Here is a 20,429-nt window from a genome sequence, read left to right on the forward strand (position 1 = left end):
CGCCCGCCCGCCCCTGATCGTTGAAACCCATCGCGACGGATGGCGGCGATGCGTTTGCAGTATTCGGCAAACCCGTCGCGCGAGCGCTCAGCACATCAAGCGGCAGGCGGTTTCCGTCGTGGTCACGCGCAGCAATCGTGAAGACAACGTCTTCACCGCTGGCGACGAACACGCGGCTCTGGCTGGTGAGGATGCGGATCGACGGATCTGCTTCGTCGCTGCCGTTGTTGAGCGGGCGATCTTCCGTCACCGGTCGGTTGGGGTAGAGCTGATCGGCGTTTTCAGCGGCGGGGCGGGAATTGAAGGGATACATCGTTGTCTTCCGGTAGCCCTCCAGCGCGGCCCGCGCGCGAGCGGCGCGTTCCTGCCACAAAGCCAGCGCGGCAGCCCGCTCTGCGGCAGTCATCGGCGCGTTGGCGTTGGTCGCGCCGGGGGCCGAGAACATCGGCCGCCCCTGCGTTGCCGCGCTGGCGTCGGGGCCCGCGCGCTCCGCGAGGCGCGCCGATGCAGCGGGCCACAGCAGCCAGCCGAGGCCTGCTGCGGCGACTGCGAGCATCGCGAGGCGGGTGCCGATCCGCAACAACCGACGCCCTCGATGCGGCCGCTGCTCAGCGGGCATTGTTCACCACGTCGGTGCGCACGACCGACACGATGCCGCCCCAGGCGCCATTGGTGTAATGGTTGTAGGCCTCGCCGTCGTCACGGAACTTGACCGTGTGGTAGCTCCACTTGGCCGATCCGCCCTCGTTGTTCGCGGTGCCCAGGTTGAGGTCGTTGCAGAACCAGTCGGACGGATTGCAGAAGCTTGCACCGGATGAACCCGATACGCCGCCGGTCGAGTGGTAGGCCACCACCTCATCGTCCTGACCCGGCAACACGCTGGAATACAGCGTGCCCTTGGCCCCGGCGAACATGTTGAACCACACGCCGCGCGTGGTGTTGTGGTTGTACAGCGCGCGCGCCGTGGTGGTCTTCAGATCCTGCGTCAGCACATCGGACACCGCCCACGAACCGATATCGGCGAGCTCCGACCCGCCGCCGGCGCCGGACGCGACGTTGATCCACTTGATGTTCCATCCGGTCTGGGTGGTGCCGTCACTGTTGCTGCAAGTGCCGGACGCGTCGGGTTGCGGATTCTTCTTGTAGCGAGTGGAGCCACCGTAGTTGGCCATCGTGTAGCCGATCATCAGATCGCCCGCGCTATGCACTGCGACGTAGCACCAGTTGTTGCCGGTGCAGTAGCAATCCAGCGCGTTGCGGATCAGGTAGTTCTGGTCAGCGATGTGGCTCTTGCCATCCCAGTTCACCGCCTTCTTGTTCACGCCGGCCGCCGTGCTGGCCGGCCCCCAGTACGTGAAGCTGTCGTAGTTGCCGATCTGCCCGCCGCCGTTGCGGCCGTTGATCCAGAGCGTGAAGTTGGCGGCTATCGCGGGTACGGCAAGAAGGGCGAGGAGGACTGCGAGGGCGAGGCGATACGGTTTCGTCATGGTGCGTGCTCCGTTTGGGTGAGTGACACGATGCGATGCGTTCCGGCGCAGCGGGTGGCGCGCGTCGGAGTTGGGCTTGCCGGAATCACGGTCTTCGAGCGCAAGCGGGCGATCCCCAGCAAGCCCGGCTGGATGGAGACCGCGCGGCACTATATCCGCCTCGCATGGCCCAGTGGTGACAGGCTTCAAGGCCATGTTGCGCTGCTGCCAGCGCACAAAATCGCCATACCGAGCGGTATGGAAAAGCGCGTTGCACGTGGGGGCGGGCAGATCGTTTCTGTACCGTCGGCCTTGGCAGCGGGCGGGCGTCGATATGGCGCCGCAACACGTCGCGCAAGCCGCGCAGCGAGAGGCTCTACAATCACGCGGTGCGTCCGTCCCGCCTGCCCAAGCCACTCTTCCCGTTGATCGCGATCATGCTGTTCGGCCACATTGCCGTGTCGGGCGGGCGTGTGGCCTCATCCGTTTTCGTGCTGCAGTCGGGTGCGGGGGAATCTGCGGTCGGTTTGTTGATTGGGCTCTACAGCGTCGTTTCGGTGCTGCTGGGCTTGCAGTTCGGCCGCTGGAGCGATCGTTTCGGCCCACGCCGTGTGGTGACCGGTGGCGTGTTGTCGATTCTCGTGGGCATTCTGCTGCCGGTTTGTTGGCCTGCGCTGCCGTCCATGCTGGCGGGTGCGGTGTTCTGTGGCACCGGGGTGACAGTGGCCTCGGTCGCGATCCAGCATGCGGTCGGGGCTCTGCCGATCGAAACCACACAGCAGCGGGTCGCGCTGTTCGGCTGGCTTACGCTGGGGCATTCGACTTCGTCGGTGCTCGGCCCGTTCATCGCCGGGGCGATGATCGATGCGGCCGGCTTTCGCGCGGCGTTTGCGGCCTTGTGCGTGGGCACGCTGCTGGCGCTGGTGCTGACACGCAAGGTTGCCGACACGCACGGTGATGAAGTGGCGCCGACCCCGAGCCGACATGCCCGTGGCTGGCGGGGTTTGCTGGCCGATCCATCGCTGCGGATGATCTACCTGCTGACCTCGGCCAACGCCGTCGCCTGGGACGCTTTTACCTTCCTCGGGCCCGTGCTGGGGCATCGCGCTGCGCTGAGCGCGACGGCGATCGGCACGATGATGTCGTGCTTCGCGCTGGGTACCTTCGCAGTACGCGCCGTGATTCCCTGGGTGGCGCACCGCCTGGGCGAATGGCGGATGCTGGCGGCGGCCCTTACCCTGATCGCCTGCGTCTGGGCGCTGCTGCCGTTTGCGCGTGCCGGCGTGCCCTTGTTTCTGCTGGCTTTCCTGCTCGGTTCCGGCGTTGGCTGTGGCCAACCGAATGTGCTGTCATTGCTGCATCGGTTCGCGCCGGCTGGGCGGGTTGGAGAGGCGATTGGCCTGCGCTCGCTGTTCGGCAATCTGTCCGGTGTTGGCGTGCCATGGCTGTTCGGCGCAACCGCCGCCGTCGCAGGCCTGTGGCCGGTGTGCTGGCTGATTGCGGGCGCTGCGGCATTCGCGTCGACGCGAGCGCGCCGCGGGACCCTGTTGGGCTGAGCGTCGCCGGCGCTCAACAGCCTTTGGCGCGTATCCGTTCCTTGAGCTGTTCGAGCATCGAGTCGCCGACTTCGCGTACGAAGGCTGGCTCGTCGCGTGGCTGGCGCGCGATGGCGCGCTCGGTTTCCTCTTGATATTGGCGCATTGCGGTACATCCGGATTGTTCGATCCGGCAACCCTTCTCTCTCGCCTCCGTCAGCGACGCCGAAGACGACAGGTTACGACAGGCCGCGCTGGTGGGGCCGTACTCGTCGGCGAGATTATTGCGGCGGCTCCGCGCACGTGCCGCGATCGATGACTCGCGAGTCGCGGGAACCGGCGTGGGCGTGATACCGCCGGGCTTGACGACATCGACCGACTGCGCGCTCTGACGCGGCGGTGGAACATCGCTGTAGTGGACCTTGCCTTGCTCGTCGGTCCATTTGTACAGACCTGCATAAGCCGGCAGCGAGAACAGACAGAGGAGCAGGGTGGTGATTCGCATGGGCGTTTGGCGGGTTGGAGGCCCCTGCATCTTAGCCGCCCTGCGCGCCACCTGATTGACCGGATCGGGGCTGAGGCGGCGGGTCGTTATAATTGGGCCGATGCAGCCCTCCCTCGACGCCGCGCCAGCGGCCCCTGCGCTCGACACCCTTCGCCACGTTTTCGGCTACCCGGCTTTCCGCGGGCAGCAGCAGGCGATCGTCGAGCATGTCGCAAACGGGGGCGACGCGCTGGTGCTGATGCCGACCGGCGGTGGCAAGTCACTGTGCTACCAGATCCCCTCACTGCTGCGCGAAGGCTGCGGCATTGTCGTATCGCCCCTGATCGCGCTGATGCAGGATCAGGTCAGCGCGCTGAAGCTGCTGGGCGTGCGAGCGGCCTTTCTGAACTCGACGCTGGAACTCGAGCATGTGTCGGTGATCGAGCGCGAGTTGCTCGAAGGCGAGCTGGACATGCTCTACGTGGCGCCGGAGCGCCTGATGACGCCGCGCTTCCAGCAGTTGCTGGGGCAGGCGCGGATCGCGCTGTTCGCGATTGACGAGGCGCACTGCGTGTCGCAATGGGGGCACGACTTCCGCCCCGAGTACATCCAGCTCTCGGTTCTTCACGAACGCTTCCCGAACATTCCGCGTGTCGCGCTGACTGCCACGGCGGATAACGCCACCCGTGCCGAAATCATCGAGCGCCTGCAGCTGCAGCACGCCGAGGTTTTCCTCTCCAGCTTCGACCGCCCGAACATCCGTTACACCGTGGTGGAGAAGGACAACCCGCGCAAGCAACTGCTGCGCTTCATCCGCAGCACGCACGAGGGCGATTCCGGCATCGTCTATTGCCTGTCGCGCAAGAAGGTCGAGGAGACCGCGAAGTGGCTGCGCGGGGAAGGGCTCAACGCCTACCCCTACCACGCGGGGCTCGATGCCGAGACGCGCGCGACGCACCAGAACAAGTTCATCCGAGGTGAGGGGGTGATCATGGTGGCGACCGTGGCGTTCGGCATGGGCATCGACAAACCGGACGTGCGCTTTGTTGCGCACCTGGATCTGCCCAAGTCGCTCGAAGCCTACTACCAGGAGACCGGCCGCGCAGGGCGCGACAGCCTGCCGAGCAACGCGTGGATGGCCTACGGCCTGCAGGATCTGGTGTTGCAGCGCGAGATGATCGAGCAGTCACAGGCACCGGACGAAGTGAAGCGGGTTGAGCGGCAGAAGCTCGATGCGTTGCTCGGTTACTGCGAGGCGCCCGCCTGCCGGCGCGAAGTGTTGCTGCGTTACTTCGGCGAGGAATCCACGCCCTGTGGTAACTGCGACATGTGCCTGACGCCGCCACAAACCTGGGATGCGTCGGTCGCCGCGCAGCAGGCACTGTCGACCATCTACCGCAGTGGTCAGCGCTACGGCGCGGGTCATCTGATCGATATCCTGCAGGGGCGCGAGACGCCCAAGGTGATCGAACGCGGCCACCAGCACCTGAGCACCTTCGGTATCGGCAAGGCCGTGAGCGATGTGCAGTGGAGTTCGCTGCTGCGCCAGATGGTGGCGCAAGGCTTGATCGGCGTGAACGAGCACGGCGGCCTGCTGCTGCTCGAACCCTGTCGGCCGATCCTGCGCGGCGAAGCAGAGTTCATGGCGCGCAAAGTGCGCGAAGCGACCCCGGGCGGTGCCACCAGTGTGCGCAAGGAGATCGAGTTCGAGAGCGACGAGGCGCGTGCCTTGTGGGCCGCGCTACGCCAGTGCCGGCGCAAGCTCGCCGAAGAGAACAACGTGCCCGCGTATATCGTGTTCGGCGACGCTACGCTCAAGCAGATGCTGGAGCGGCGGCCGGCGAGCCTCGCCGAGATGTCGGAACTCTCCGGTGTGGGCGACAAGAAGCTGGAACGATATGGCGAGGAGTTCCTCGAAGTGCTCAAGGGTCACGCCCGCCAATACGGCTGATCGCGCAAGGACGAAAGGACTCACCCATGGAATGGCTGTGGATCGTCGCAATACTCCTGATGTTGATCGGAATTGCCGGCGTCGTGCTGCCGGTGCTGCCGGGAACGCCTTTGCTGTTTGCAGGCATGCTGCTCGGCGCCTGGCTGGATGATTTCAGCAAGGTCGGCATCATCGCGGTCGTGGTGCTCGGCGTGCTGGCGGTGCTTGCGTGGGTGATCGATTTTGTTGCCGGGATCTTGGGCACGAAGCTCGTCGGTGCGAGCGGGTACGCGATGGCCGGTGCCGGCGTTGGCGGGTTAGTCGGGCTCTTTGGCGGCATCCCAGGGCTGATTCTGGGGCCTGTCATCGGCGCGGCGGCAGGCGAACTCTATGCCCGCAAGGACGCACAGCAGGCGGCCAAGGCGGGTGTCGCAGCGGGGCTTGGATTCGTCGTCGCGATGGCGGCCAAGCTGGGTATCACGGTTGCAATGATCGGCGTTTTTCTCTTCGCTTACTTCGTTTGAGACCGGCTTTTCGGCGCTGGCTCGGCGTTCTCGGACGTCATCGCTGTTTTGCTGCAGGCCGCTTCGCGCAAGGCTTTCCGCTGGCTCGACTAGGGAAAACCCTTAAAACGTCAGATTCAGCAATTTCCGACTAATCCGCCACTGGCGGCACCTCCAGAATCCGTTTGGCATGTGCAAGTGCACCTGTCGAACCCTCACCGACTTTTGGCCTGGAGCCCCCATTCATACTCCGGGCCGGAGTTGTTTCTGGAGCAGGAATGACTTCTTCGAATCTTGGTCGCCGTTGCGCGATCTGGCTGGCGCTCGCGGGTGCCGGTCTCTCGCTGGCCCCGGGTGCATGGGCCGCAGACTGGAAGCCGGGTGTGCCGCGCACGGCCTACGTCAATCTGTTCGAATGGAGCTGGGCGTCGGTGGCGCGCGAATGCGTGACCGAGCTGGGCCCGAAGGGCTATGCTGCGGTGCAGGTGTCGCCCCCGCAGGAGCACGTGAAGGGTTCGGAGTGGTGGACCCGCTATCAGCCGGTGAGCTACAAGCTCGATTCGCGCAGCGGCAACCGCCGCGAGTTCTACGCGATGGTGCAGATCTGTAAGGCCGCGGGCGTGGATGTCTACGTCGACGCCGTGATCAACCACATGGCCACGCCGCCTGCGACGACGTCGGTTGGGGTCGGTGGTTCGAGCTACAGCAGCTACAACTTCCCGGCCGTGCCCTACACCGCCGCGAGCTTCCACCCGAAGTGCACGATTGCCTCGACCGACTACGACGGCAACCGCAACAACGTGACGCAGTGCGAAATGCCGGGCCTGCCGGACCTGGATACCAGCAATCCGGCGGTGCAGGACCGCATCGCGGCCTATATGAAGGATCTGCTGTCGCTGGGCGTTGCGGGCTTCCGCATCGATGCCGCGAAGCACATCAAACCGGACGAGCTGGCCGCAATCAAGGCCAAGGTGCCGGGTTCGTACTTCCTGACGCAGGAAGTGATCAAGGACGGTTCGCTGTATGACTCGGGCGACATCAACCGCTACCCGGAAATCGGGACGGTGAACGAGTTCAGCTACGTCTACGCCATGAAGAACATGTTCATGAATCTTTATGGCTTCAACCTTTCGCGCATGCCGGAAGCTTTTGCCAACTGGGGCATGTACCCCAGCAGCAAGGCCACGGTGTTCGTGAACAACCACGACACCGAGCGCAAGTACTGCGACAAGTACGCGCCGGGCGCCAACTGCGATTCGATGAACACCTTCAACGGCGACAAGCTCTTCCTCGCCAACGTGTTCATGCTCGGCTATCCGTACGGCTATCCGCAGGTCATGTCGGGCTACAACTTCAACAGCCACGACATGGGCCCGGTCGGCCAGCCGTACAAGGGCTTCGAGCTGGTGCCGTCGAACTGCAGCAGTGACCCGACTGCCACCGGCAAGTGGGACTGCGTGCATCGCGATAAGCGTGTGGCGAACATGGTCGGCTTCCGCAACTACACCGCAGCCTCGCCGCTGCTGTACTGGGCTGCTGATGGTGCGAACCGGATCTCGTTCAGCCGCGGCAACAAGGGCTTCGTTGCGATCAACAACACGACGGATGCCTGGAGCAAGACCTTCGCAACCAACCTGCCGGATGCGACGTATTGCAACGTGGTCGCCAGCGCTGCGCCTGAAGTCGGCATCTGCCCGGCAAGTGCCCAAGTGAAAGTGGTTAACGGCCAAGCAACGCTGAACATCGCGGCGAACAGCGCAGTGGCGCTGCATTTCGGCGCGATCGTGCAGCCGCTCACGCTGAAGACGCTGCCGGCGCGCGTGCCGGATAGCCTCAACGTGGCGCGCAATCAGGTCGTTACCTCCGCGCCGCTACGTTACCTCGACTACAAGTCGGCGACGATTTCGGTCACCAACGGCCAGTTGAGCGTGAATGGCGGTGCGTTTGTCAGCGGCTCGACGACGATCAAACCAGGGCAGGTGTTCCGTCTGCGCACTACGGCAGCCGCGACCGATCACACCGTCAAGCTTGTCGGCGTGAGCATCGGCGCGCAGAACGGCGTGTGGAAGGTGGCGACGGCGGGCAACGTCTGTGTCGAGGCTTACTGCCCGACCAAGACGCCGTTGGACTACACCCCGTCGTCGATCACCGGCGGCCAGCCGGTCACGCTGTACTACAACGGTACGCTCGCCAACAGCGCTGCACTGACGCTGCGCTGGGGCTACTCGGGCTGGAACAACGTGACCGACACCGTGCTGACCAAGCGCGGCGACGGTTTCTGGTCCGCCACGATCACGCCGCCGAGCAACGCCAACGCGATCAACTTCGTTGTGACCGATGGCACCAACTGGGACAACAACGGCGGTGCGAACTGGAACCTTCCGGTGACGCCGGCGGTGGATACCTCGGTGACGGTCAGCTTCAAGGTCACTGCGGAAACGGTGTGGGGCGAGAGCGTCTACATCGTTGGCAACACCGCGGAAATCGGCAACTGGGGTACCAACCCCGACAGCTTCCGCCAGTGCTCGCCGACCGCCTACCCGCAATGGACCTGCGTGATCAAGTTCCCACAGGGCGGCGTTGGCATCGAGTACAAGTACCAGAAGATCGGCAACGGCAACGTGACTTGGGAAAACGGTGGCAACTATGTCTACACGTTGCCCACGGTGAACACCGAAGTGGATAACGGCAGCTTCCGCTAATCCAGCTGGCAGTGTCCGCGCCGCGAGGCGCGGAAAAAAGAAGGCCGCCCTGACAATAGTCGGGCGGCCTTTTTACGTTCGCGGCGGCTCGCATGAAGCGAACGGCCGGCTCCAGCGATGCGGGCGTAGTTTTGCCACTAGACGCCGCAGCCTGTTCCGGCTACGGCAGTGCGGTGTCAGCGCGCGATCTGCCAGCCCTTCGCGAGGAACAGTTCCAGGTAGTCGTCCGGCACGAACAGGCGGTCTTCCGGGTTCTCGACCGTGTAGTAGCGCTGCGGGTCGATCAGCAGGTTGTCGGCCTTCGAGAGATCGATCACCCAGCGGTTCGGCGCCTTGCGCTGCGTGAGGTAACGCAGCTCGAAGGCCTGCAGACGCAACGGGTCTTCGGTATCGAACACGCCAACGCCCGCTTCGCGGTTAGCACGGAACCACTCGCGGGCTTGCTTGAGGCGGTTGTCCGTTTCGGCGATACGCGCCTGGCTGCCAGGAATCGGCACCGCGTCGCGCAGGGCACCGATGCGCCGCCACGGTGCCACGTTCGGCCAGATGAAGTAGGGCAGTGCGAGCCCCTTCAGCATCATGCGGTGGTTATAGGTCGGCGGGCGATCGTCCGAGGCTTCTTCACGGTTGATCCAGCCGAGCAGGCGGCCATAGCTGTCCATCACTTCGCGCGAGAAGCGCACATAGAAGCGGAAGTCTTCCGGTGTCAGGCCGGTGCTCGCGAGGTCCGACGCGATTTCACCTTCCAGCCCGCGCTCCGCGGCTTCGGCGTGGCGATGGTGATTGCTTGCGCAACCGGGGCCGACGCGTGCGGCGATGTAGTCCTGCAAGCCCGGGTCGAGATCGATCGGCGGCAGGTGCGGCGCGAAGGGGTCGCTGAGAAAGGCCTCCCATGCCGGGTGGTCCGTCCGCACGAAGGCACTGGAGCCGGGCAGCGGAAGGCTGATCTCGGGCGTATCGACACCGAGGAAGCGCACCGCGAGATTGCCGAGCGGCCGCACCATCACCGTGTCGCCGTCGTGCACCAACGTACGCACGCTGCCGATGCTGCCGCCGTGCCCACCGAGGCCAACGTGGCCCACCGTGATGCTGCCGATTCGTTCGATTGCCTTGCTCATGTCGTCCCCCGAAATCCCTGATGCCGATGCAACGTGACCCGCAAGCCTAGCGCCCGAAGTCCGGACGGCCATGCGCTGGATCAATTTTGCGCCGCAGCAATTGCGTCGCGCCGCCAAGCGGACGGCGCGCATGAACTTGTTTGCCCGCAACGAGGGCGGCAAACTGCCACGTGGCTACGATGAGCCGAAGCAGCACGCTACGCAAGTCGGTGCCTGCTGGCGGACGAAACGGTACGGAGAACAACATGCAACACATGGGAATCGGGTTTCGGGTGTTCCTGGCCTTGGCTGGCTTGGTCGCCTCGACTCACGCAATGGCCGGCTTGCCTTCGGTGAAGGTCTGCGCGAACGCGAACTTCCACCCACCGTGCACCACGCTGCGCCAACCCTATCGCGATCTGTCGGAACTGGGCATCGCGAATGCGATCTCCAGTTTTTCGATCGAGTCCGGTACGTGGTTGATGTGCACCCGGCGCGATTTCCACGGCGTTTGCCGCGTGTTCGACGAAAACGAACGCGACCTCTCCGGCTCGCAGTTCCAGGACAGCATCGTTAGCCTTCGCCCGATGAACGAAGGCGGCTGGGATGGTGGAGGCGGTCAGCGCGAGGAGGGGGCGGCTGTGCTGTTCGAGGATGCAGGCTTCCGCGGCCATCGGATTGCGGTCACGGATCATGAGCCTGATCTGTCTCGTAACGGTTTCAATGATCGCGTGTCGTCGGTGCAGTTCAACGGTGGCCGTTGGCAACTCTGCAGCGACGCGGGTTTTCGCGGGCGTTGCATCACCGTGGATGGCAACGTGAGCAACTTTGCCGACCTTGGGCTCAACGACCAGATTTCTTCCTTGCGCAGGTTGGGCGGAGGGAATGATGGCAACGCGTGGGGGAACGCCAGCAATGACGGCGACGACGGCGGTGATGCCGATGTCGCAGTGCTTTACGAGGATGCCAATTTCAGCGGTCGCCAGATCACCGTGACCGAGGGCGTGCGCGATCTGGGTCGTTGGGGTTTCAACGATCGTGTCTCGTCTGTGCGGCTGCAGGGCGGGCGTTGGCAGGCCTGCACCGATGCCGACTTCAGCGGCCGCTGCGTGGTGCTCAGCGGCAACGTGAAGAACATGGAGCCGCTCGGGGTGAACGATCAGATCTCGTCGATCCGCCGTATGCACGACGGCGGTCACCAGGGCTGGGGCGGTGGCGGCGGAGGTTGGGCGGGCGGCGACGGCAACTATGGCGAGAAGCCGCATGACGCGGCGGTGCTGTACGCCGATGCTGACTACCGTGGCCGCCAGATCCGCATTGTTGGCGAGGCCGCCGATCTGTCGCGTCTGGGATTCAACGATCAGGTGTCGTCGATGCGGATGTCGCGCGGGCGCTGGGAAGTGTGTTCGGATGCGAATTTTCGCGGGCGCTGCCAGGTCGTGACCGGCAACGTCGTTAACTTCGATCGACAAGGCATGAACGACAGCATCTCATCGGTTCGCCAACTCGAATGAGCGGCGCGTTTCGAGTCAGCGCTCGTCGAAACTGATGTCGCCGTACCACGCATCGACTGTTTCGCCAGTGTTGTCGGTATCGGTCAGCACGCCGTAGCCGGTCAGACGAAGCGGACTCTCACCAAAGCTGTGTCGATAGTCCTCGACCCAGTTGCGTGTGGCGCTCTGCCACACGCCGCCGGGGCTGTTGGCGACAACGATCATCTTCACGCGGCTGGTGTGCGGGTTGTCGATCACCGTGCCGATCGGGTCGTGGCTGGACCATATGTACATCAGCGTGGCGTAGGCCATTTCGCGGCCCGCCAGCTGGCTGCCGATCGCGAGCGCGGCCTGGTCGAACAGCCCGAGCGAATTTCGATCGCCATCAAAACTCAGCACCACTCGTGCTGCCGCGTCTTCGCGCGTGCCGACGCGGTTATCCGCATGTTCGAGCGGGTGCGAAATCTTCCAGCGCCAGCGCAGCACCGGGCGCTTGTTCCAGTCTGCGGGGGGCTCGTGGGCGAGAGCCAGTGCGGCGGCCGCAGCGTGGGCGTGGATCACGGGCTTGCCGCCCTCACGCTCGATGCGGTACTCGGTCGGGCGTTTGTCGCCGGTCAACGGAATGCGGTGCCAGTCGGCGGGCAAAACGCCATCGTCAGCGATGCTGGCGTGCACGCTGTCGAGCCCGAGCAACAGGCTTGCGATTCCGGTGATCAGCGTTTTGCGCACGCAGTGAAGGCCTCGTAAAAGCGGCATCGTAAAAGAAAGAAGGGGCCGCCGGAACGGCGACCCCCAAACCACAGGTGCTACTGGGTGACTCCGGAATCTCAGACGTCGAAGCGGATGCCTTGCGCCAGCGGTAAGGCATCGCCGTAGTTGATCGTATTGGTGGTGCGCCGCATGTAGGCCTTCCAGGAATCGGAACCGGACTCGCGCCCGCCGCCAGTTTCCTTCTCGCCGCCGAAGGCGCCGCCGATCTCGGCCCCGGAGGTGCCGATGTTCACGTTGGCAATGCCGCAATCCGAACCGGCCGCTGCCATGAAGCGCTCTGCCTCCTGCATGCGTTCGGTGAAGATTGCGGACGACAGACCTTGCGGCACGCCGTTGTTCAGCGCGATCGCTTCGTCCAGTTCGCGGTAGGGCATCACGTAAAGGATCGGGGCGAAGGTCTCATGGCAGACAACCTTGAGGTTGCCAGGCACTTCGACGATGGTCGGTTGCACGTAGAAGCCGCCGGCCGGCAGGTTGTCCGTGATGCGCTTTCCGCCACAAACGATCCGGCCGCCCTGGGTTTTCGCGTCGTCGAGCGCCAGTTGCATGGCTTCGTACGAGGCGGCGTCGATCAGCGGGCCGACCAGCGTGCCCGGTACGCGTGGGTCGCCGACAGGCAGGCTTTGATAGGCCTTGACGAGCTTGGGCAGCAGTTCCGGCAGTACCGATTCGTGCACGATCAGGCGACGCAGCGTCGTGCAGCGCTGTCCGGCGGTGCCGGCAGCAGCGAAGACGATCGCGCGCAAGGCGAGATCCAGCCGCGCCGTCGGCGTCACGATCATGGCGTTATTGCCGCCGAGTTCGAGCAGGCTGCGGCCCAGCCGCGCGCCAACCGTGGCAGCTACGCGCTTGCCCATGCGCACCGAGCCGGTGGCGGATACCAGCGGCACGCGGGTGTCGGCGGCGATGGCTTCACCGACGTCGGCGAGCCCCACCACCAGTTGCGACAGGCCCGCCGGCGCTTCATCCATCGACGCAATCGCCTGGCCCACCAGGGTTTGCACGGCGAGCGCGCAGAGCGGCGTTTTTTCTGACGGCTTCCAGATCACCGAGTCGCCGCAGACGAAGGCGAGCATTGCATTCCACGCCCACACCGCCACCGGGAAGTTGAACGCCGTGATGACGCCGACCGTGCCGAGCGGCAGCCATTGCTCCATCATCCGGTGATCCGGCCGCTCGCTGGCGATGGTGAGGCCGTGCAACTGGCGCGAGAGGCCGACCGCGAATTCGCAGATGTCGATCCATTCCTGCACTTCGCCTTCCGCCTCGGCGGGAATCTTGCCGGCTTCCAGCGTGATGATGCGGGCCAGTTCGCGCTTGTTCTGGCGCACCGCTTCGCCGATGCGGCGCACCAGCTCGCCGCGACGCGGCGCCGGCACCGTGCGCCAGGCGACGAAAGCGGCCTGCGCCCGCTCAACGGCCTCGCTGGCCAGCGCCGTGTCAGCCAGAAGCTGGCTGCCGAGCGGCGCAGCGTCGAGCGGGCTCTTCAGCCCGCGGGTAGGGGCTCCCTCGGGGAAGCGCGCTTCGCCGTCGATGATGGCGGCGGGGTAGGTGGAGCCGCGCACCGGCGGCTGAACGCCGGCGAGTACCGGCAGGGTGTTGTCAGTCATGCAGCGTAGTCCTCACAGCGTCACGCGTTCGGCGTGATGCGATTCGGTGGAGTAGTAGCGGCCGAAACGGTTGGCCAGGAAGTGTTCGAGGTCGACCTGCTCCTGCCGCACGAAGCCCTTGTTCGGCAGGCGGCCTTCGCGGTGCAGGTCCACCGCGGCGCAAGCGCCGGCTGCGGTGGTGAGCTGGATCGAACTCCAGGCTTCGCCGAACAGATTCTGATGGTAGATCTTCCGTGCGTCGGTTTCCTGCCAGTAGTGGCCATCCTTCCAGCCGGACACCGCGCAGTACACCAGCACCACGTCCTGCTTGGTGATCGGCAGGGCCGATTCCATGATCTCGCGCAGCTCGTGGCGGCGCTCGAGGCTGTGGCCCATCTTCAGGCCGTTGATGAGGAAATCCATCAGGTACTGGTGGCCGGGGTAGCGCACGGTCTTGTAGTTCAGATCGTTGATGCGGCCTTCCAGGGTTTCACACAGCGTACCCAGCCCGCCAGAGGTGTTGAAGGCTTCGTATTCCAGGCCGTCGAGCGAGAAGCGTTCGAGGCCTTCAAGCGCGAGCACTTCCATGCGGCGGCCCTTGTGGATCACCTCGCAGGGGTTGCAGTACTCGTTGATGACCCCGTCGGTGGACCAGGTCAGGTTGTACTTCATGTGGTTGTGCGGGTACTGCGGCAGCGCGCCGACGCGCATCTTGATGCTGTCGAGCCGGTCGAAACGGCGGCTCATGGCGTGCGCGATGATGCCGATGAAGCCCGGCGCCAGCCCGCATTGCGGCATGAAGATCTGGCCTTCGCGTGCGTCGGCCGAGTACTGGCGCACGCGGCGCGTGGTCTCAACGTCTTCCGTCAGATCGAAATAGGACACCCCCGCATCCAGCGCGGCTTCCGCGATCGCCGGGTTCACGTCGAACGAGCAGGCCGAGAACACCGCACGCTGGCCGACCAGTGCCTGGCGCAACTGCTCCGGCGCCGACAGGTCGATCAACTGGGTTGCAACATGAAGTTGCTTCGCGAGCCGCTCGAGCGTGGCCGGGTCGCGGTCTGCGACGGTAACCTGGTAGTCGCCGCTCATGTGCAGCAGCTTTGCGATGGATGCGCCGATCTTGCCGGCGCCGAGGATCAGAATCGGATACATCAAGTGTCTCTCTCCGTTGTGGGTTGGAGGTGCGCTGCCTGCGGGCAGTCGTCAGTGTTCGGCGCGCACGCTTGTGCCGTGGGCCGATTTCTTGTTACCGCTGGGTGCTACAGATGCAGTGGGCCGCCAAACGAACGGGCGTATGCCGGCCGCAGGAAGACATGGATGGAAAGGTGCTGGAGCTTGGCGGGCAGGGAGCCTGCCGGAAGAAAAAAGAAGGGCGGACGCGCAACCGGGCAAGCCGGTACTCGTACGTACAACCAACATGCGCGATGTCACACAGCCGCAGTCCACTCGCATTCCCCCCAGAAGCGAAGTGGCTTCGCCCCGAGGAGAGACGAAGCGGGGGGATCGTGTCCCCCCACATGTTGGGCGTGCGCACAGGGATTGCCCGAACGCGCGTCCGCTCACCGGAAGCCGTGATGCGGTGTCTTCCGGTGTCGGAATTAAAGACTGCGGGGGCGATTGCGGCTTGCCGGTGTGCGGCGGGTGTTGTCGAAAACGGGACGCTCTGGCGGGCCTGGTGTGACTTATGACGTTCGCGCGAAAAGCGCCGACTGGCCCGCGGCGTCGATCAGGCGCCTGCTCTGCGCTGTCGTGCAGCCCAGCGGCCTCGAGGGACACTGCGGCGTTCTGACAGGGTGCCGCAGCGTGATCAGCGATGGGTCAACGGAATACGTCCATCAGCACATCGGCGACGATCGCAGTGCCGATTGCCACCAGCACCAGATCCGTCCCGCAGACCTGCCACTCATAGCCGGGATGCTTCGGCAGACGGGCGATCATGGGTGCCGGTGCTGACTGTTTGGCGATTCCCGGCGGCAGCGGTTTGCCACGTGCGAGGTTTTTGCGGATGCCGGGGGGCAGGGGTTTGTAGCTGCCCTGCTGGTAGCCGACATCGACTGCGATGCCGCGCGCGGCACTGACCGTGATGCCCGCGGTGCTCAGGCTCACCGATACGCTGACATCCGAGGATTCCTGAGATTCGCTCTGGTTACCGTGCCCCTGGTTGCCGTGTTTGTTGCCCTTGCCCGGCGGCGGGTTTGCCAATGCGGGCCCGATCCCAAGAGTCAGGCTCATCAGGGCCACCAGTAACTTGCTCGTGCAGCTATGTGAGTGACGTTGCATCAAAACCTCCCTGCCTCATGGATGCCTGTGAAAGACGCGCTCGGTGTGGGCGATGAGCGACCGCCCGTGCCGAAGCGGAACCGATTCTGGGCCTGCCGTCGGCGCCGTGACATGCCGAGTGGCAAGTGTTACATCGCTGCGCGTGGATCGCGACGCCGGTCAGTGCTTTCTGCGCGGACTTGCTTTGCATCATGTGGTGAGCTGCAGCAATCACCCAACCTCCCGTTAGCACTCATCATGGGGGCGGGCGAACAGGGGCCTCGCCGTTGGAACGAATGAAGCACATAGACTGGGACGACGCGTTCAGTATCGGGGTGCGGGTCATTGACGACCAGCACCGAACGCTCTTTACACTTCGCAACGACCTTGCCGATTGCTGTCGCGCGCCGGAGGCGATTCACTCGGAACGTTTTCACGACATCCTTTCCGAGATGTTCGAGTATTCGCGAACCCATTTCGCGACGGAAGAGGCCTACATGCGGTCGATCGGTTATCCGGAACTCGATCGCCACGTTGAAGAGCATGCTGGATTCATCGAGTCCGTTGCGGATCTCAGCGTCGCGATCATGGCCGGCCGAGCTACCCCGGAGGCCGTACTCGCGTTTCTGTCGGACTGGTTGCTTGCCCACATTCTGAAATCCGACCGCCGAATCTGCGATCCGATGCGTGAACCTGCGGTGGCGCTCGACTGCGGATAGCATGCCCGTTCCACGAACGACATGGAGGTGGCGGGGATGACGATGCAAACCGACGCGAACATGATCCGCGCGTATCAGCAGGCGCGCAGCCTTGGCGCGGCTGATGCGGCGCTCGTGCTGTTGTGCATTGGCGAAACAGAGAGCGTGCTTGTGTCAAGTGACGCGGGCGCTTCGCCCGGTGTTCGCATACTGCCTTTCGGTGCCGGCGCGATCGCCAGTCCGCCTTTTCGCCATGATCCTCCGACGCCGTTCGAGCTCGAAAACGCCATTGCCGTGATCGAAGACGAGCTGATGCCCTTGGCGAAAACTTTGCCGAGCCCAGCGGCGCTTGTCGTCGCAGGCGAGCCGGTGCGGCCACTGGCACAACTGATTGGTGGCCTTGAGTCAGCGAGCTCGGTCACGCGCGAGGCTATCGAGAACCTCTTCCAAGAGCTGGCGACGATCTCGGCAAGCGGGCACGCCGGATCGAGTGGCATGCCCACGGCGAGGCACTTCGCCGGCATGCTGCTGATCCTGCGCGAGTTCATGCATCATCTGGGCTTCGCAACGGCCAACCTTGCGCCAGCGCTGTACCCGAGCGACTTGGCGACGCGCTGATGGCTTTTTGAGCGGGGGCCGGATCCATCGCGCGGCGCTGTTTGGCGTGCCGAATGGTGTGCGCGAAGCTGTTTTGCTCGCGGCCACGCCGAGCGCCCTTCACCACGCCATGTACTTCCCATCTGCATTCGATTGCCATGACACATGATGACCCTCTGATTCGCGCGCTGGTACGACTCCTGTCGTCGGCGGGACGCGTTCCGACCGCCGAATTCTCCGCCTCCGAGCGCAGCGCCCTCGTCGAGTTTTCCCGCAGCAACGGTGGCCTGAGGCTCGTCATGGTCGGGCGCAAGTCCGACTACGCGATCACGAATCGCGCTGCGCTGGAGCGCCATATCAACCAACTGCAACCAGGGGCGTGGGTGCCAAATGCCGCGGCCCCTGCTGCGCCGCCGGCAGCATCAAGTGCCGCGTCCGATGGGGCTGGCGTTTTCTACCTGCTGCTCAAGGCAATCAGCCCTGACGCCTGCTGGACTGACGGTGCGTCGATGCCACCACGGACGCTGCAGATCGCGTCGCAGCAGCAGTCTGCTGGTGTTGCCGCGCTTGCGCTGCGGCATGACGACGCATGGCACAGCGACGGCGTGCTGTGGGTCGTGGAGCAGCAGGCGCAGTTCGATACGCCCGACTGGCTCCCGGTGGGCGCTACCGGCACGCTGGCGTACTGCGTCGTGCCGGCCCAAGCTGGCCTGCGGCAATGGTTGGCCCACAGCCGGCGGGCAAGCGAAGTCCGGCATGTGGCGCCGCGCTCAGCCTGAGGCCTTGTCCATCGTCCGTGTTGTCGCGCAGCGTATCCGCGGGCAAGCCCGATGCATGGCGGCGGTGGGCGTATGACGCCGCAGCGAGCCGTTTGTCGCTGGTTGCGTGGCCACACCCGGCGGCCACTCGGCTTAAGTTGTCAGCGCGACGGCCGTTAGTCCAACGATCGATCGGGCTGCGTATTGTCGGCGCTGGTTTCGCTGCACCGATGGCAGGCGCGAGATCGTCACTCGGCAACGGAGGGCTCGGGAGGTGGTCGTAATTGAGTACGGACGATAATGGGGAGCGCAGGCCGCGCATCGGCGTCCTGATTAATGAGATCGATGGTTACTTCAACCATCCGCTCATCGACGGATTCCGCGCCAGGGCGCAGTCGCTCGGGCTGCGGCTGATGTTCTTTCCGCTGCGCATCATCGATGCGGAGTCGGCCTTCGAGCGTCAGTACAACCAGTTGCTGAACTTCGCGGCGACGCCGCATCTCGATGGGCTGATCTCGGTGACGTCGTCCTTCATGTCGGCCGGTGACCACGCTGCGACGGTGGCGGCGCTGGCCCGACTGGCGCATGTGCCGACAGTCAGCCTGGGGCTGAAGTTGCCGTGGGCGCCGACGATTACACCGGACAACACGACGGGCTTCCGCGCGCTGATCGAACACCTGATCGTCGATCACGGCTGCAAGCGCATCGCGTTCATGAAGGGGCGCGAGAGCAATCCGGATTCGATTGCGCGTTTCGAGGTCTTCCAGGCCTGCATGGCCGCGGCCGGTTTGCCGATCGACGAGCAGATCATCGTGGTGGGTGAGTTCGATCATTACCACGGCCGTATTGCGATGGAAACGCTGCTCGATCGGCGCATTCCCTTTGATGCGCTCGTGGCCGCCAATGATGAGATGGCACTCGCGGCGATGTCGGTTGCGGCGGAGCGCGGCTGGCATATTCCAGATGACTTTGCGGTCGTCGGCTTCGATGACCTGCTGTCGCTTCACCGCACCGGGCCGCCCTTGAGTACGGTCAGGCAGCCGTTGTGGGAACAGGCCGAGCTCGCGCTCGACGTGCTGCTCGCGAAGCTACGTGGCGAGGTGGTGCAGGATCACCACGTCGTGCCGACGCGTTTGGTGCTGCGGCAGACCTGTGGATGCCGAAGCGACCGCGCTGCGGCCTCTGCGTTGGGGGCTGCGAGGGAGGGCGCCGCGATTGAGCAGATGCTCGACGGTGCTGCGGTGCCCGTCGAGTATCGGGACGCGTATTGTCGTCACTTGATCCGCCTGAACGATGCGCTGTTCAATGGGGACGAACGGGCGTTCGACGCCTGCGTGAGCGAGGTGGCGGAGGCCTGCCTCGCTGAACAGGGTGATCTGAGCACGCTGCAGGCCTTGCTGTTTCTGATGTGTCGGCGCCTGTTTGAAGATGGCGAGCGCTCGCGTGAGGACTTGCAGCGCCATGTTGAGCGGCTGCAGAACGGCCAGATCCTGGTTTCGAACGCTTACGCGCTCGACCAGATGCGGATTGCATTCACGTCGAAGTTCGTCGACACCCAGTTCACCGGGCAGCTGCGAACCCGTGTGTCGAGTTACGCGATCGACGAGACGCTCCACTTGATCGAGAGCGCGATTGCTCGCCTCGGGCAACGCAGTTGCTACATCGGGCTCTACGATGCGCCGGTATCGTTCGACGGTATCGCCCACAGCGCGGCGCCGGGTAGCGCGCATTTGATCTTCTCGCTGGTCGATGGCGTTCGTCAGCGTGCCGACGATTTGCCATCCTTCCCTGCAATCCATCTGGTGCCCGAGGCGCTGTTCCGCAGCGGTGGCTTTGAAGTGATGTGCCTCTTTCCGGTCGCCCAACTCAATCACCACTTTGGCTACCTGGTGCTGGACGTGACCAGCGAACCGCCGACCTCACGCCTTGAAGTGGTGATAGAGGAAATTACCTCCACGCTCTGTGGCGCACTGGTCGCGGCCGAGCTGGCGCGGGCGCGCGACATGCTGCGCAACGACCTCGCGGACGTGTCGCAGAAGAACAGGCGGCTCGCTGACCTTGCAGAGCGCGACGAATTGACGGGGCTCTATAACCGCCGCGGATTCTTCCGGCGCGCCGAAGCGGCCATGCTGGCCAACGAAGGGCAGCCGCTTGTCGTGATCTTTGCGGACCTCGACCGACTCAAGTACATCAACGACAGCTTCGGACACAAGGAAGGCGACTTCGCGATCCGCATGGCCGCGCAGATCCTCGCCCAGGCTTTCCGCAGCGGCGATGTGGTCAGCCGCATGGGCGGGGATGAGTTCGTGATCCTCGGCGTCGAATGCACGCTCGCGGCGGCACAACGGATCCGCACCCGCATCTATCAGATGTTCGACCAATTCAACACCCGCAGCGGGAAGGGCTATCCGCTCGGATGCAGCATCGGCTACTGCGAGCTCGCGGCGGGCTCGGCAGCCTCGCTGGAAGCGGTGATCAGCCAGGCCGATGCCTTCCTCTACGAAGAGAAGGCACGTCGCAAGGGGCTGCGACCGAGCTGAGGTT

Annotated in this window: 17 protein-coding genes; 9 read left to right on the plus strand and 8 right to left on the minus strand. The window is 64.4% G+C overall.

Translation table 11 applies throughout. The annotated features are described in order from the left end of the window. Together ACE3P0_RS00005 and ACE3P0_RS00010 are read right to left on the minus strand one after the other, a co-directional pair. Positions 1-580 (minus strand): hypothetical protein (locus ACE3P0_RS00005; RefSeq protein WP_374398596.1); only part of this gene is annotated, 580 nt, incomplete at its 3' end. 28 nt (positions 581-608) lie between these two features. Further along, on the minus strand, positions 609-1,487 hold the full coding sequence (locus tag ACE3P0_RS00010) for a hypothetical protein (RefSeq protein WP_374398598.1): 879 nt from the start codon (positions 1,485-1,487) through the stop codon (positions 609-611). Positions 1,488-1,855: 368 nt separating this feature from the next. On the opposite strand from ACE3P0_RS00010, the gene ACE3P0_RS00015 reads away from it, so the two are divergent. After that, positions 1,856-3,022 (plus strand): MFS transporter, encoded by a 1,167-nt coding sequence (locus tag ACE3P0_RS00015; RefSeq protein ID WP_374398600.1) that lies wholly within the window; start codon positions 1,856-1,858, stop codon positions 3,020-3,022. A gap of 13 nt (positions 3,023-3,035) precedes the next feature. Here the strand turns inward: ACE3P0_RS00015 and ACE3P0_RS00020 are convergent, their stop codons facing one another. After that, positions 3,036-3,506 carry a DUF4124 domain-containing protein gene (locus ACE3P0_RS00020; RefSeq protein WP_374398601.1) on the minus strand — a complete coding sequence of 157 codons (471 nt, stop codon included), beginning with the start codon at positions 3,504-3,506 and terminating at the stop codon, positions 3,036-3,038. Positions 3,507-3,606: 100 nt separating this feature from the next. Here ACE3P0_RS00020 and recQ point away from each other — a divergent pair, with 100 nt between their 5' ends. The 3 genes from recQ to ACE3P0_RS00035 all read left to right on the plus strand — a co-directional run bounded on the left by recQ (position 3,607) and on the right by ACE3P0_RS00035 (position 8,620). After that, complete coding sequence (gene recQ / locus ACE3P0_RS00025) at positions 3,607-5,436, plus strand: DNA helicase RecQ (protein WP_374398603.1); 1,830 nt, start codon at positions 3,607-3,609, stop codon at positions 5,434-5,436. A 26-nt stretch (positions 5,437-5,462) separates the two neighbouring features. After that, entirely contained in the window at positions 5,463-5,939 is a 477-nt protein-coding gene (locus ACE3P0_RS00030; RefSeq protein ID WP_374398605.1) for a DUF456 domain-containing protein, read from the plus strand. Between the two features lie 257 nt (positions 5,940-6,196). Continuing rightward, positions 6,197-8,620 carry a carbohydrate-binding module family 20 domain-containing protein gene (locus ACE3P0_RS00035; RefSeq protein ID WP_374398607.1) on the plus strand — a complete coding sequence of 808 codons (2,424 nt, stop codon included), beginning with the start codon at positions 6,197-6,199 and terminating at the stop codon, positions 8,618-8,620. Between the two features lie 176 nt (positions 8,621-8,796). Here the strand turns inward: ACE3P0_RS00035 and ACE3P0_RS00040 are convergent, their stop codons facing one another. Further along, positions 8,797-9,738, minus strand: coding sequence for a hypothetical protein (locus tag ACE3P0_RS00040; RefSeq protein WP_374398609.1), 942 nt, complete (start codon positions 9,736-9,738; stop codon positions 8,797-8,799). A gap of 245 nt (positions 9,739-9,983) precedes the next feature. On the opposite strand from ACE3P0_RS00040, the gene ACE3P0_RS00045 reads away from it, so the two are divergent. Beyond that, complete coding sequence (locus tag ACE3P0_RS00045) at positions 9,984-11,231, plus strand: beta/gamma crystallin-related protein (RefSeq protein ID WP_374398611.1); 1,248 nt, start codon at positions 9,984-9,986, stop codon at positions 11,229-11,231. 15 nt (positions 11,232-11,246) lie between these two features. Here ACE3P0_RS00045 and ACE3P0_RS00050 read toward each other — a convergent pair whose 3' ends face one another. From ACE3P0_RS00050 to ACE3P0_RS00065, 4 genes are all read right to left on the minus strand, one after another. Then, the gene (locus ACE3P0_RS00050; protein WP_374398613.1) at positions 11,247-11,939 is read right to left on the minus strand and encodes a DUF3047 domain-containing protein; all 693 of its coding nucleotides are present in this window, start codon (positions 11,937-11,939) and stop codon (positions 11,247-11,249) included. Between the two features lie 98 nt (positions 11,940-12,037). Further along, positions 12,038-13,591 carry an aldehyde dehydrogenase family protein gene (locus tag ACE3P0_RS00055; protein ID WP_374398615.1) on the minus strand — a complete coding sequence of 518 codons (1,554 nt, stop codon included), beginning with the start codon at positions 13,589-13,591 and terminating at the stop codon, positions 12,038-12,040. Between the two features lie 12 nt (positions 13,592-13,603). Then, positions 13,604-14,725, minus strand: a complete 1,122-nt coding sequence (locus ACE3P0_RS00060; RefSeq protein WP_374399346.1) for a saccharopine dehydrogenase C-terminal domain-containing protein — start codon at positions 14,723-14,725, stop codon at positions 13,604-13,606. A 666-nt stretch (positions 14,726-15,391) separates the two neighbouring features. Then, entirely contained in the window at positions 15,392-15,853 is a 462-nt protein-coding gene (locus ACE3P0_RS00065; protein ID WP_374398617.1) for an anti-virulence regulator CigR family protein, read from the minus strand. A gap of 275 nt (positions 15,854-16,128) precedes the next feature. On the opposite strand from ACE3P0_RS00065, the gene ACE3P0_RS00070 reads away from it, so the two are divergent. The 4 genes from ACE3P0_RS00070 to ACE3P0_RS00085 all read left to right on the plus strand — a co-directional run bounded on the left by ACE3P0_RS00070 (position 16,129) and on the right by ACE3P0_RS00085 (position 20,425). After that, a complete protein-coding gene (locus ACE3P0_RS00070; protein ID WP_374399348.1) occupies positions 16,129-16,551 on the plus strand; it encodes a bacteriohemerythrin in 423 nt (140 codons plus the stop codon). A gap of 36 nt (positions 16,552-16,587) precedes the next feature. After that, positions 16,588-17,148 carry a hypothetical protein gene (locus ACE3P0_RS00075; RefSeq protein WP_374398618.1) on the plus strand — a complete coding sequence of 187 codons (561 nt, stop codon included), beginning with the start codon at positions 16,588-16,590 and terminating at the stop codon, positions 17,146-17,148. A 137-nt stretch (positions 17,149-17,285) separates the two neighbouring features. Beyond that, on the plus strand, positions 17,286-17,906 hold the full coding sequence (locus ACE3P0_RS00080) for a hypothetical protein (protein ID WP_374398620.1): 621 nt from the start codon (positions 17,286-17,288) through the stop codon (positions 17,904-17,906). Positions 17,907-18,169: 263 nt separating this feature from the next. After that, on the plus strand, positions 18,170-20,425 hold the full coding sequence (locus ACE3P0_RS00085) for a diguanylate cyclase domain-containing protein (RefSeq protein WP_374398622.1): 2,256 nt from the start codon (positions 18,170-18,172) through the stop codon (positions 20,423-20,425). Positions 20,426-20,429 lie beyond the last annotated feature (4 nt).

The organism is Niveibacterium sp., from assembly GCF_041909475.1.
Classification (GTDB): Bacteria; Pseudomonadota; Gammaproteobacteria; order Burkholderiales; family Rhodocyclaceae; genus Niveibacterium.

Coding starts and splice junctions, on each gene's coding strand:
- ACE3P0_RS00010 (WP_374398598.1), bottom strand. CDS start 1,487: ATGACGAAACCGTATCGCCTCGCCCTCGCAGTCCTCCTCGCCCTTCTT.
- ACE3P0_RS00020 (WP_374398601.1), bottom strand. CDS start 3,506: ATGCGAATCACCACCCTGCTCCTCTGTCTGTTCTCGCTGCCGGCTTAT.
- recQ (WP_374398603.1), top strand. CDS start 3,607: ATGCAGCCCTCCCTCGACGCCGCGCCAGCGGCCCCTGCGCTCGACACC.
- ACE3P0_RS00030 (WP_374398605.1), top strand. CDS start 5,463: ATGGAATGGCTGTGGATCGTCGCAATACTCCTGATGTTGATCGGAATT.
- ACE3P0_RS00035 (WP_374398607.1), top strand. CDS start 6,197: ATGACTTCTTCGAATCTTGGTCGCCGTTGCGCGATCTGGCTGGCGCTC.
- ACE3P0_RS00040 (WP_374398609.1), bottom strand. CDS start 9,738: ATGAGCAAGGCAATCGAACGAATCGGCAGCATCACGGTGGGCCACGTT.
- ACE3P0_RS00045 (WP_374398611.1), top strand. CDS start 9,984: ATGCAACACATGGGAATCGGGTTTCGGGTGTTCCTGGCCTTGGCTGGC.
- ACE3P0_RS00055 (WP_374398615.1), bottom strand. CDS start 13,591: ATGACTGACAACACCCTGCCGGTACTCGCCGGCGTTCAGCCGCCGGTG.
- ACE3P0_RS00060 (WP_374399346.1), bottom strand. CDS start 14,725: ATGTATCCGATTCTGATCCTCGGCGCCGGCAAGATCGGCGCATCCATC.
- ACE3P0_RS00065 (WP_374398617.1), bottom strand. CDS start 15,853: ATGCAACGTCACTCACATAGCTGCACGAGCAAGTTACTGGTGGCCCTG.
- ACE3P0_RS00070 (WP_374399348.1), top strand. CDS start 16,129: ATGAAGCACATAGACTGGGACGACGCGTTCAGTATCGGGGTGCGGGTC.
- ACE3P0_RS00075 (WP_374398618.1), top strand. CDS start 16,588: ATGACGATGCAAACCGACGCGAACATGATCCGCGCGTATCAGCAGGCG.
- ACE3P0_RS00080 (WP_374398620.1), top strand. CDS start 17,286: ATGACACATGATGACCCTCTGATTCGCGCGCTGGTACGACTCCTGTCG.